At 32.5% G+C, this 12,075-nt stretch carries 10 protein-coding genes; 6 read left to right on the forward strand and 4 right to left on the reverse strand.

Annotated features, from left to right (window positions below; genetic code table 11):
• Positions 1 to 122: 122 nt before the first annotated feature.
• A complete protein-coding gene (locus P0R33_RS11190; protein ID WP_276175516.1) occupies positions 123 to 1,484 on the reverse strand; it encodes a sigma-54 dependent transcriptional regulator in 1,362 nt (453 codons plus the stop codon).
• A 159-nt stretch (positions 1,485 to 1,643) separates the two neighbouring features.
• On the opposite strand from P0R33_RS11190, the gene P0R33_RS11195 reads away from it, so the two are divergent.
• The 3 genes from P0R33_RS11195 (at position 1,644) to P0R33_RS11205 (ending at position 6,291) form a co-directional block, all read left to right on the forward strand.
• Positions 1,644 to 2,885 carry an HlyD family efflux transporter periplasmic adaptor subunit gene (locus tag P0R33_RS11195; RefSeq protein WP_276175517.1) on the forward strand — a complete coding sequence of 414 codons (1,242 nt, stop codon included), beginning with the start codon at positions 1,644 to 1,646 and terminating at the stop codon, positions 2,883 to 2,885.
• A gap of 140 nt (positions 2,886 to 3,025) precedes the next feature.
• Entirely contained in the window at positions 3,026 to 3,733 is a 708-nt protein-coding gene (locus P0R33_RS11200) for an ABC transporter ATP-binding protein (RefSeq protein WP_184158257.1), read from the forward strand.
• A gap of 125 nt (positions 3,734 to 3,858) precedes the next feature.
• The gene (locus P0R33_RS11205; protein WP_276175518.1) at positions 3,859 to 6,291 is read left to right on the forward strand and encodes an ABC transporter permease; all 2,433 of its coding nucleotides are present in this window, start codon (positions 3,859 to 3,861) and stop codon (positions 6,289 to 6,291) included.
• Between the two features lie 64 nt (positions 6,292 to 6,355).
• Here the strand turns inward: P0R33_RS11205 and P0R33_RS11210 are convergent, their stop codons facing one another.
• Positions 6,356 to 7,945, reverse strand: coding sequence for a L,D-transpeptidase family protein (locus tag P0R33_RS11210; protein ID WP_276175519.1), 1,590 nt, complete (start codon positions 7,943 to 7,945; stop codon positions 6,356 to 6,358).
• 427 nt (positions 7,946 to 8,372) lie between these two features.
• Here P0R33_RS11210 and P0R33_RS11215 point away from each other — a divergent pair, with 427 nt between their 5' ends.
• The 3 genes from P0R33_RS11215 (at position 8,373) to P0R33_RS11225 (ending at position 10,334) form a co-directional block, all read left to right on the forward strand.
• Entirely contained in the window at positions 8,373 to 9,503 is a 1,131-nt protein-coding gene (locus P0R33_RS11215) for an Mrp/NBP35 family ATP-binding protein (RefSeq protein ID WP_276175520.1), read from the forward strand.
• A 76-nt stretch (positions 9,504 to 9,579) separates the two neighbouring features.
• Positions 9,580 to 9,819 carry a NifU family protein gene (locus P0R33_RS11220; RefSeq protein ID WP_057116000.1) on the forward strand — a complete coding sequence of 80 codons (240 nt, stop codon included), beginning with the start codon at positions 9,580 to 9,582 and terminating at the stop codon, positions 9,817 to 9,819.
• Positions 9,820 to 10,016: 197 nt separating this feature from the next.
• Positions 10,017 to 10,334 (forward strand): 2Fe-2S iron-sulfur cluster-binding protein, encoded by a 318-nt coding sequence (locus P0R33_RS11225; RefSeq protein ID WP_091490641.1) that lies wholly within the window; start codon positions 10,017 to 10,019, stop codon positions 10,332 to 10,334.
• Positions 10,335 to 10,466: 132 nt separating this feature from the next.
• On the opposite strand, the gene P0R33_RS11230 is transcribed toward P0R33_RS11225, so the two are convergent.
• Both P0R33_RS11230 and mscL read right to left on the reverse strand, forming a co-directional pair.
• A complete protein-coding gene (locus P0R33_RS11230; RefSeq protein WP_276175521.1) occupies positions 10,467 to 11,456 on the reverse strand; it encodes an aspartate-semialdehyde dehydrogenase in 990 nt (329 codons plus the stop codon).
• Positions 11,457 to 11,631: 175 nt separating this feature from the next.
• The gene (gene mscL, locus P0R33_RS11235) at positions 11,632 to 12,015 is read right to left on the reverse strand and encodes a large conductance mechanosensitive channel protein MscL (protein WP_276175522.1); all 384 of its coding nucleotides are present in this window, start codon (positions 12,013 to 12,015) and stop codon (positions 11,632 to 11,634) included.
• Positions 12,016 to 12,075 lie beyond the last annotated feature (60 nt).

Below are 12,075 nucleotides of genomic sequence, written 5' to 3' on the forward strand. Positions count from 1 at the left end.
AGCTGGAGAGATAAATTATTCATAAATATGGGCTTTAGCCAAACCTAAACGATTTTGGCTAAAGCCTTTAATATCGGCTACTTATTTACATCCAGCTAAAGCTGGACGCTATTCATTTGATTTTAATTCTTTAAATCGTATTTTTCAATTCTTCGGTACAAAGCGGCGCGAGATAAACCCAATTCTTCGGCAGTTTTACTGATATTTCCGTTGTGTTTGAATAATGCTTTTTCAATTGCTCCTTTTTCCATTTCAGACAACGGATTTTCATCATTTTCCTGAATTTCTTCAAAATCCAAAATATCTAAATCGAGTACAGAAATTGTATTGTTTTCGGCTAAAATTAAAGCGCGTTCTATTTTGTTTTCCATTTCTCGAACATTTCCTTTCCATGGATATTTTTCTAAATAAGAGTCGACATTTTCATCAAAACGCCATCCCGAAGCTTCGGGACCATGATTGTATTTTTCTGCGATTTGTTCTAAAATAAAATTTGCCATCGGAACAATATCGTCTTTTCTTTCGCGTAAAGCGGGAAGATTAATTTCCATTGTATTAATTCGATACAATAAATCTTCTCGAAAGGTTTTATTTTTTACTTCGGTTTTAATGTCACTATTTGTTGCTGCAATTACACGAACATTTAGCGGACGAGGTTTGCTTTCGCCCAAACGCGTTACGGTTTTGGTTTGTAAAACGTGCAAAAGTTTAGCTTGCAAATGCAGCGGAATATTTCCTATTTCATCTAAAAAAATAGTCCCGTTTGATGCATTTTCAAAACGTCCTGGAGTATCGATTTTAGCATCTGTAAAAGCTCCTTTTGCATAACCAAAAAGTTCGCTTTCGAACAAATTATCGCTCAAAGAACCCAAATCGACATGTACAAAAGGCTGATTTTTTCTTTCAGAATGCTTATGAATATATTCGGCAAAGACATATTTTCCTGTTCCATTTTCGCCCAAAATCAAAACGTTTGCATCAGTTCTGGCTACTTTTTCGGCTATTGCATAAGCTTGTTTTATTTTGGCTGAAGTTCCTACAAAATATCTTTTTTCGTTTTTATCTTCTTCAGCAACTGCTTTTTTGCTGTTTTTTCTGCTTTCTACAACTGCTTTTTCAATAATTTCGAGAAGTTTCTCATTATGCCAAGGCTTTAAAACATAATCAAAAGCGCCTATTTTTATGCCTTCAACTGCCGTTTCGATTTTACCAAAAGCCGTCATTAAGATTACAATTGTATTTGGAGAAAGTGTTTTTATTTCTTTCAGCCAATGAATTCCCTCTCGCCCATCTTCAAAACCAATTCGATAATTCATATCTAAAAGCACCACATTAATTTCGTTTTCACTTAAAATTGAAATGATTTTTTTTGGACTGCTAGTTGTGAAAATTGTTTCAAAATGCTTTTTGAGAATCATTTTTGCCGAAAAAAGAATTTCTTCCTGATCGTCAACAACTAAGATTTGTGCTTGCTTTTTTCTCATGAGGTCTTTTTTTGTTCGGTTTCGAACGGTCAACTGTTCATTATCGAACACTACTTTTTTATAGTGGTTTTGAAAGCTTCTTTAAAATCAACACTTTACAAATAATAAATTTACTGGCACAGTATTTACCTATTGATTATCAGTAAAATATTTAAAAAAATGGACAAGATAATTCCTCGTAAAAATAAAAAAATTAGATATCTCACAATAGCAATTGCTGTTTTTTTAGTTTTGGTTGTTATCGTTGCTTTTGCTTTCAATTCAAAAAGAACTTTAAATGTAAAAGCTGATGAATTGGTCATTCAAAAAGCTGAAAAAGCCTTTTTTGAAGATTTTGTAGTTTTTCAGGCAAAAGTTGAGCCATTAAATGTTATGCTGGTAAATGTTACGGAAGGCGGCTCTGTAAAAGAAATTTTTGTAGAAAATGGCGCAATGGTAACCAAAGGACAATCACTAGCTCGTTTATACAACCCTAATACAGAATTGAATTACTTAACGCAAGAAACTGCTATTATTGAGCAAATCAACAACTTAAATACAGGGAAATTAAACATTAGAAATCAAGAATTAAACTTGACTAAAGATTTGGTTTTAATTGAACACGATTATAATGATACCAAACGATTATATGACATGAACGCAAAACTTTACGAGAAAGACGTGATTTCTAAAAATGATTGGAATACTTTTAAAGAAAGTCTTCGTTTTCAAGAAGAAAGAAAAAGAACAATTCTGCAAAGTGTTCAGAAAGAAAAACAAAGTAATCAAGTTCAGATTTCTCAAATTAATCGCTCGATTCAAACCATGGAAAAAAGTTTGGATATCCTTAGAAACAACAAAAAGAACTTCTTAATTACAGCGCCAGAAACAGGAAGGTTAACTTCTTTTGAACCAGTTTTAGGAAAAAGTTTTCAGGCTGGAGCAAGCATCGGAAAAATTGATTCTAACAAAGGTTACAAATTGGCTGCTGAAGTTGATGAATTTTATTTAGAAAAAATCAGAGAAGGTTTAAAAGGTCAAGTTGAATTTAAAGGAAAAAATCTAGAAGTAATCGTTACTAAAGTAATTCCAGAAGTAAAAAGCGGGCGCTTTACGGTAGAATTGGCTTTCACTTCAAAAGAAAATATTGTATTGCAAGACGGACTTAGTTTTGGCGTAAAATTGATTTTATCAGAGAAAAACAAAACACTTGTAATTCCGAGAGGAACTTTTAATCAAGAAGCGGCAGGAAAATGGATTTTTGTAGTAAAAGGAAACAAAGCCGAAAGAAGAAATATAAAATTAGGACGCGAAAATCCTTCTTATTATGAAGTTTTAGAAGGTTTAAAAGAAGGCGAATCTGTAATAACTTCTTCTTATTCTGATTACAAAGATATTGAAGAGCTTTCGCTAGATAATTAAATTTTGTTTCAAGTTTCAGGTTAACGCACCGAACAACCTGAAACCTGAAACTTGAAACAAAAAAACAATAAATACACAATCATCGTTTCAATCATCAATCAAAAAACGTTTTTAATAACATTTCAAAACCTTAAAAAATTATGATCACAATTCAGAATTTAACCAAAGTTTTTAGAACAGAAGAAATAGAAACTGCTGCTTTGAGCGGTATCAATTTAGAAATAAAAAAAGGAGATTTTTTAACAATCATGGGACCTTCTGGTTGCGGAAAATCGACTTTATTGAATATCATCGGACTTCTAGACAGTGCAAACGACGGAAGTTACAAACTGTTAGATCAAGAAATGATCGGACTTAAAGAAAAAGGAAGAGCGCAAGTGAGAAAAGAAAACATTGGTTTTATTTTTCAAAACTTCAACCTAATCGACGAGCTTTCTGTTTACGATAATATTGAATTACCGCTTCTTTACAATAACGTAAAAGCTTCTGAAAGAAAACAGAAAATTGAAGCGATTGCAGAAAAATTAAATATTTCTCATCGTTTGAAACATTTTCCGCAACAGCTTTCTGGAGGACAACAGCAGAGAGTTGCCGTTGCAAGAGCTTTGGTAAATGATCCGAAAATTATTCTAGCCGATGAGCCAACCGGAAACTTAGATAGTAAAAACGGTAATGAAGTAATGGAACTTTTAACCGATTTGCACGCTAAAGGCGCAACAATCCTGATGGTTACCCACTCTGATTATGATGCTTCTTTCTCGCAAAGAACCATTCATATGAAAGACGGAGTTATATTTTCTGAGAAATTAAATCAGAGAAATGTAGATGTTTTTATGGACGCTAAATAAAAAAAATCATGATCAAAATTATTGTTACTGCACTTGTAGTTCTGGTAGAATTTGTGTGCAAAATTTTTACAATGCTTTAAAGAAATCTTTACGATTTGAAACTCATTTAACTAAAAACAAACACCATGATTTTTAACTGGTTTAAAATATTTATTTATCATTTAAGACAAAGCAAATTGTTTTCGTTTTTAAATGTTTTAGGATTAAGCATCGGGATTGCGAGTGTTATTTTTGCCATTCTTTATTGGAATAATGAGCATTCTTATGATCAATGGAACCCAAATAAGGAAAGTGCTTATATGGTATTGAATAAAATTGGCGCTACTGGAGATACTTGGGGTTCTAATTCTATTCCGTTTGGAGAAACTTGTAAAGCATCAATACCCGAAATCGAAAAAATCTGTTTTTTCAATACTTGGTACGACGACGAAATGATCAAATATCAGAGTCAAAAATTGATGGCTAAAAAAATCACTGTAAGTGATGAAAGTTTCTTCGATTTTTTCCCTTTTGAAATTGTACAAGGAGCAAAAACCAATATTCTAAAAGAGAAAAACAGCGTTGCAATTTCTGAAGAACAAGCAAAATTAATTTTTAAAGATGAAGATCCGATTGGAAAAGCCATAATCTACAACACGGTAGCTTATACGGTAAAATCGGTTTATCGTATTATTAAACCGTCATCTATGGAACCTAATTATGTTTTTAGCGGTGTAAAACGTGAAGGCGATGAAAATAGTTGGGGAAACTTTAATTATGGTTTGCTTGTTAAAATAAAAAAAGGGGCTGATCCAGTTGCAGTTTTAAAGAAAATGCAAAATGTAAATTTTGTTAATCGAACTTTGAAAGATGCTAAAGAAAGCGGACAGACCGTAGAACAGTATGTAAAAGAAAATGGAGAAATCACCGTTATTCTTGACCAATTGCAAATGTCTCGTTTGCACGGAACAAAAAGTTCAGCAGGGCAAAATTTTCCAGAAGGTGTAGGAAATTTAAAGTTGCTTTACATCATGGGCGGTTTGTCTGTCTTAATTCTTGTTTTATCATTGGTTAATTACATCAATTTAGCTACTGCTTCGGCAATAAAACGAGCAAAAGAAGTTGGAGTTCGCAAAATTGTTGGAGCTTCAAAGAATCAAATTATAGCACAGTTTATTTTTGAAACAGCAATAATTGTGACACTGGCTATTTTGTTTTCTTTGGCAATTGTAGAGCTTTCTTTACCGTATTACAATACCTTTTTAAAGAAAAATTTGACTATGAATGGCAGTGAATTTTACCTGCAGCTCATTTTAATATTTGGATTAGTAATCATTCTTGCGGGTATTTTCCCTGCCATTTATATCTCAAATTTTGAGACGTTGAAAGTTCTAAAAGGTAATTTCTCTAGAAGTAAAAGCGGTATTTGGATTCGAAATTCGATGCTTATTTTTCAATTCGGAATTGCAGCATTTTTTATCATTGGCGCGTTGATTGTAAACTCTCAGGTGAATTATATGATGAATAAAGATCTTGGATTCACTGGCGATCAGGTAATTTCAATTCCGTACAACAAACCAGACAGACAAAAACGAGTACAGCAATATGGCGTTGATAAATCTGAAATCCAAAAAATATCTGGAGTTGTAGATGTTACTACGTTTGCAGGAAGTTTTGGAGGCAGCACCAACTCAAGTTCTGGATTTACACACAATGGTATTTTTGTACAACCAAGAAATGCTGAAATCGATTTTGGTTTCCTTAAAATGATGAAAATAAAAATCGTCGAAGGGCGAGATTTATCACCTGAGTTTGCATCAGATACCGTAAGCAGTATGCTTATTAATGAAACGCTAGCTAAAACGCTGAATTTGAAAAAACCAATAAATACGATTGTAACTTCAGGCTGGAGTATTGGAGATGGCAATAATTTGAAGTTTAAAATTGTGGGTGTTGTGAAAGATTTCCATATTACAGGACTTCAAAATAAAGTTCCACCAATGGTTTTTGTAAACATCAAAACCTTAAAATGGAATAATTTCAACAACATTCTTGTAAAAGTTTCTCCAAATAATTTAACAGAAACGTTAGAAAAATTGAAATCTTATTGGGAGAAAAACGTAAATCCAGACTATCCTTTTGATTACGAATTTGTTAACAAAGGATTTGCTAGAACTTATCAAGAACAAATCAAGCAAAAAAACCTGTTTTTTATCTTAAATTTGGTCGTAATTATAATTGCTGTGTTCGGATTGTTAGCTTTGGCATCATTTTCGATGGAAAGAAGACTGAAAGAAATTGCAATTAGAAAAACGCTGGGTGCAGAAACAGATATTTTGCTAAAAGAATTATCAAAACAATATATCATTTTTTGTTTTATGGGATTCGCAATCGGAATACTACCTGCTTACATTTTATTGCAAAAATGGCTTGAGGATTTTGCTTTCAGAATTAATATTTCTGTTGTGCCGTTTACAGTTGCACTTATTTCGTTGGTAATTCTAACATTAATAATTGTACTAACAAAGGCATATCAAGTAACTAAAATAGACGTTTTAAAATATTTAAAATACGAATAAGCTTGTAGACCATTTTTTTTAAGAAGCCCGACAGATTTCAGTTCAATCCGCCGGGCTTTTATTTTTAGTTCATTGTTACAGCATCAGAATAAAGAAGTTTATCTAAGCTTTCATCTCTATCGTAAACGTCTGGAAAAAAATTAACTTCACCATTATCCTGAACCCAAGCCGTAAAATAACCGATGTAAACTGGAATTTTATTTTTTAGCATACAAGTTGTTTCCTTTTCGCCGCTCATTGCTTTGTCAATTTTATCTGCTGGCCAATCTGGATCGTCTTTTAAAATCGCTAGTGCAAGATTTTTTGCTTCTTTTACATTTATACAGCCATGACTAAAAGTACGTTTTTCAAATTCGAATAAACTCTTCGCTGGCGTGTCATGCATGTAAATATCATTTGGATTTGGAAACATAAATTTCACCAATCCTAATGAATTTTTAGGGCCAGGTTTTTGTCTCACGCGGCCTCCATTCCACTCCATATTATTTTCTGCCAGATAGTTTTTATCTCTTGCCATCTGTAGTTTTAATTCATTTTGAATAATACTGTTCGGCACATACCAATACGGACTAAAAACGATTCGATCCATCATACCGCTAAATATTACTGTTTCACTCAGCCTATTGCCGACAAAAATATCCGAAACGAGTGCGTATTGCCCATCTTTCACATAAAACATTCTAAACGACGGAATATTCACCATTACATATTCACTTGCTTTAGACAAATTGGTCGGAATCCATCTGCATCTTTCCATATTGAGCATTATGGTTTTAATTCTTTTGCTAATTGGCTCATTAAACTGATTGATATGATCTCTCGTTATAACATAATTCAATTTTAGATTATATCTTTTTTTATAATTTAAAATTCCAGCCATCAGTTCTTCATCATAAACATTGCTTTTAGAATCCTGTTTCAAATCTCCCGTAACATACAAACGGTTTCTAATTTGCTTAATCGCCACGGCTGTATCATCAGGTCTTAATTCTTTAAAGGTTGCGCTGTCTATTGTAATTTTTTGCCAAAGATTATCCTTTTCGATTTTACGGTATTTTTTTAAGGCATCTTTCAATTTGTAATATTGGCTAAATAAAAGATTGTCATCTTCATTCAATCGGTTTGTATCGACAATTAGAGAATCTAGAATTTTAGAATACGAAATACTTTTAGCAGGCAAATACCAGCCAATTTTCTTTAAAGTTGCAGGATCTACACCAGAATAAACATTACTCGCATAAAAAATATACATACTTGTCAGCAATAATTCTGTGTCAACTTGCGGCGGATCAATATTATCGCTTTCGTTAAAGGCTTGATCGATTATTTCTTTATAAGGCATTTTACTGTCTATTCCCTGATCTTTCAGCACATTTACTTTCTGGTATAATAATGCCCCAAATTCGGTTATCTTATCATTATCATACCAAATAGATTTGTATTGTTTTGCTTTGTAAACATCTTCAACCTCTTTCTGATACTTTTTTAGTTTAGGATATTTTTTAAAAAACGCATTTATAGACGTTGCGTCTATTGTAATAACAAAAGCATTTTTAGCAGTTTCTTTCATTTTACTTTTCTCAGGAAATGAGTTAAATGAAAAACCTAAAAAGCTAATTGCAATAATGATGGTAGAAAAAGTAAAATTTCGCATATTTCTAAAGTTTAAGTGGAAGAAAATAACTTCAAAAAAAATATCGAAAACCCAAAAAACACTTCTAGAAAAACAAGTTTTCGTATTCTTTTTTCATCTGGAAATCATCGATTTGGGCAATCAAATATACACAAGATTTGTGAGATTTTAGCGGTAAAAAACAGAAAATTTTGACAAAAACATAATGCTTCATTTTTAAAATATTAAATGCATTTAAGAGAAAACCGTTTCATGTTATAATCAATTGAACCTCAAAAAGTACTTTAAAAACGATGTTACATAATTTTGAATAATCTCTCTATCAATAATTACAATTTAAAATCGCTTAATTCCGAACTTAATCTGTTATCTTTGCACCCTGAATTCGGTTTAAATAAGTATAATCTTTAAAAACAGGATTCTGCGAATAGAAAAATAGCCCATTACAATGAAATTAGATAGAAAAGAAATTCTTAAAGCTTTAGAATCAATTACTATTGCTGGAGAAGGAAAAAATATGGTTGAAAGCGGCGCTGTAACCAATGTTATTACATTTGGAGATGAAGCTGTAGTAGACCTTGTATTGCACACACCTGCGATGCACATTAAAAAAAGAGCTGAAGATGATATTAAAAAAACAATTCACGAATTAATATCGCCAGACGCAAAAGTAAAAGTAAACATTAAAGTAGAATCTCCAGAGAAACCTGAAATTAAAGGTCGCGCAATTCCTGGAATCAAAAATATTATTGCAGTTGCTTCTGGAAAAGGAGGAGTAGGAAAATCTACTGTTACAGCAAATTTAGCGGTAACACTTGCAAAAATGGGCTTTAAAGTTGGTGTTTTAGATGCTGATATTTACGGTCCTTCAATGCCAATTATGTTTGACGTTGAAAACGAAAAACCAGTTTCTATTACTGTTGACGGAAAATCGAAAATGAAACCTATTGAAAGTTATGAAATCAAAATGCTTTCAATCGGATTTTTTACAGCTCCAAGTCAAGCCGTAATCTGGAGAGGTCCAATGGCTGCAAAAGCTTTAAATCAAATGATTTTTGATGCAGATTGGGGAGAATTAGATTTTATGTTACTTGATTTACCTCCTGGAACTGGAGATATTCACTTATCTATCATGCAGTCACTTCCAATAACAGGTGCTGTTGTAGTAAGTACTCCACAAGCAGTTGCTCTTGCAGATGCTAAAAAAGGAGTTGCAATGTTTATGCAGGATAATATCAATGTTCCTGTTTTGGGAATTATCGAAAATATGGCGTACTTTACACCAGAAGAATTGCCAGAAAATAAATACTATATCTTTGGACAAGAAGGTGCTAAAAACCTTGCTCAAGATTTAGACGTTCCGTTTTTAGGAGAAGTGCCAATTGTACAGTCTATTCGTGAAGCAGGAGATTATGGTCGTCCAGCAGCATTGCAGACAGCTTCTCCAATAGAAAAAGTTTTTGAAGAAATCACCAGAAATGTGGTGCAAGAAACAGTAAACAGAAACGAAAGCTTACCAGCAACAGAAGCCATTAAAATTACAACAATGGCAGGTTGTTCGGCAGTTAAGAAAAATTAATTAGATAATGAGATAATGTGCCAATTAGATAATTAATTTTCTAATTGACACATTGCCTAATTGACACTTTAAAATTATGACAACAGAAGAATTAACAAATAATGTTTTATTGGCCTTAGACGAGATAAGACCATTTTTAAAATCTGATGGTGGAGATATTTCATTAATTTCTATCGAAGATGATAAACATGTAAAAGTTCGTTTGGAAGGGGCTTGTATTAGCTGCAGCGTTAATCAAATGACGCTGAAAGCAGGAGTTGAAACAACAATAAAAAAATACGCACCACAAATTGAAACTGTGGTAAATATTATGTAATAAACCAGATTGTTTTTTTCGACTAATGTTTTTACAGCGAATCGATAAGAATTTCTGATGTTTACATAAACATCAAAAATATCTTTTTCATCATTATCGCATTATAAAAAGCCCAAAACAGTAATCGAAAAATTTAAAATTAATTACAGAATTTGAACACGTTTTCAGATTCTAAAATAAAATTCCAATAATTTAAAATGGATGTATTAATCAAGATTAAAGATCGAGAAGGAGTTATACACGAATTACAGGCTCCTACTGATATGGCAATGAATATAATGGAGTTATGCAAAGCATACGAACTTCCTGTTGAAGGAACTTGCGGCGGAATGGCCATGTGCGCTTCTTGCCAATGTTATGTTCTAAATGATGTTGCATTACCAGAAATGGGAGATGATGAAGAAGCAATGCTTTCGGAAGCATTTTATGTAAAATCTAATAGCCGTTTAGGCTGCCAGATTCCAATTACCGAAGATCTTGAAGGTTTGGAATTAGAATTGGCTCCAGAATATTAAAAAAAATAAGAAAGCGAGAATTATATTGATTCTCGCTTTTTTGTTTTCTGTTTCTAACAAAATCAAAAAAGCCGTAATTACAAAATGCAATTACGGCTTTCTCTTTATAACAATTTTCTTTAATCTCTCAGATTATACCAAACCTGCTTGAATTAAATATTCAGCAATTTGGATTGTGTTTGTTGCAGCGCCTTTTCTTAAGTTATCAGCAACAATCCACATGTTTAATGTATTTGGTTGGCTTTCGTCACGACGAATTCTTCCAACAAAAACATCATTTTTACCTTCAGCGTATAATGGCATTGGATAAGTAAAGGTATCTAAATTATCTTGCACTACTACTCCGTCTGTATTGTGAAGGATTTCACGAACTTCATTTACTTCAAAATCATTTGTAAACTCAACGTTTACTGCTTCACTATGTCCGCCTACAACTGGCACACGAACTGCAGTAGCTGTAACTCTAATCGTGTTATCACCAAGAATTTTTTGAGTTTCGCGAACTAATTTCATTTCTTCTTTAGTGTATCCGTTTTCTTCAAAACTATCGCAATGTGGAATCGCATTTCTGTGAATTGGATATTTGTAAGCCATATCACCTTGAATTCCTGCGTATTCGTTTTCTAATTGTTTTACCGCTTTTACACCAGTTCCTGTGATAGATTGGTACGTAGAAACAATAATTCTTTTAATGTTGTATTTTTTATGCAAAGGAGCCAAAGCCAAAACCATCTGAATTGTAGAACAGTTTGGATTTGCAATAATTTTATCTTCTTTAGTTAAAACAGAAGCGTTGATTTCTGGAACTACTAATTTTTTAGTCGCATCCATTCTCCAAGCAGAAGAGTTGTCGATAACAGTTGTTCCAGCAGCAGCAAATTTTGGTGCCCATTCTAATGAAGTATCTCCACCAGCTGAGAAAACAGCGATATCAGCTTTCATATCAACTGCTGTTTGTAAACCAACTACTTTATATTTTGTTCCTTTATATTCAATTTCTTTTCCTACTGATCTTTCAGACGCAACAGGAATTAATTCTGTAACAGGAAAATTTCTTTCCGCTAAAACTTTAAGCATTACTTCGCCAACCATTCCGGTAGCTCCTACAACTGCAATTCTCATTTTTATATGTTTAAATAAATCAATTAATCTAATTTGTAATGCAAAAGTAAGTAATATAAAAGTCTCTGCAAGGTGATTCACAAAAAATAACAAAATGTTATAAAACAAACATTTTGTAAAAAAACCGCCTCTTTAGAAGGCGGTTAAGTTAGACTTAGTGTAGCGGTATTATATTTTATTGTTTGTTTTTCAACAAATCTCTAATTTGAGTAAGCAATTCTTCCTGAGTTGGTGCTGCAGGTTGGTTTGGTGCTGGTTCTTCTTTCTTTTTAAGACTATTAATTCCTTTGATAATCAAAAACAAAACAAAAGCTACAATCAAAAAGTTGATAACGGCTGACAGAAACAATCCGTATTTTACGCCACCAAAAGCTGTTAAATCTTCTATTTTAGATAAGTGAGCTGCATCTAGAGCTGGTTTTAACACTAAAGGTGTGATTACATCTTCAATAAATGAACTTACAATTTTACCAAAAGCAGCTCCAATAATTACTGCAACAGCAAGGTCAACCACGTTGCCTTTCATTGCAAATGCCTTAAATTCTGAAAAAAATCCCATATTTGATCTGTTTAGTTGAATATTAAATGAATCTCGAAAATACGTAATTTTATTTAAAAT

Origin of the sequence: Flavobacterium sp. YJ01, assembly GCF_029320955.1 — a bacterium.
Taxonomy (GTDB): Bacteria; Bacteroidota; Bacteroidia; order Flavobacteriales; family Flavobacteriaceae; genus Flavobacterium.

Excerpts from the sequence above, each read along its gene's own strand:
- P0R33_RS11230 (WP_276175521.1), bottom strand. The coding sequence starts at position 11,456 with ATGAGAATTGCAGTTGTAGGAGCTACCGGAATGGTTGGCGAAGTAATG.
- P0R33_RS11195 (WP_276175517.1), top strand. The coding sequence starts at position 1,644 with ATGGACAAGATAATTCCTCGTAAAAATAAAAAAATTAGATATCTCACA.
- P0R33_RS11215 (WP_276175520.1), top strand. The coding sequence starts at position 8,373 with ATGAAATTAGATAGAAAAGAAATTCTTAAAGCTTTAGAATCAATTACT.
- P0R33_RS11210 (WP_276175519.1), bottom strand. The coding sequence starts at position 7,945 with ATGCGAAATTTTACTTTTTCTACCATCATTATTGCAATTAGCTTTTTA.
- P0R33_RS11190 (WP_276175516.1), bottom strand. The coding sequence starts at position 1,484 with ATGAGAAAAAAGCAAGCACAAATCTTAGTTGTTGACGATCAGGAAGAA.
- P0R33_RS11200 (WP_184158257.1), top strand. The coding sequence starts at position 3,026 with ATGATCACAATTCAGAATTTAACCAAAGTTTTTAGAACAGAAGAAATA.
- P0R33_RS11220 (WP_057116000.1), top strand. The coding sequence starts at position 9,580 with ATGACAACAGAAGAATTAACAAATAATGTTTTATTGGCCTTAGACGAG.
- P0R33_RS11225 (WP_091490641.1), top strand. The coding sequence starts at position 10,017 with ATGGATGTATTAATCAAGATTAAAGATCGAGAAGGAGTTATACACGAA.
- mscL (WP_276175522.1), bottom strand. The coding sequence starts at position 12,015 with ATGGGATTTTTTTCAGAATTTAAGGCATTTGCAATGAAAGGCAACGTG.
- P0R33_RS11205 (WP_276175518.1), top strand. The coding sequence starts at position 3,859 with ATGATTTTTAACTGGTTTAAAATATTTATTTATCATTTAAGACAAAGC.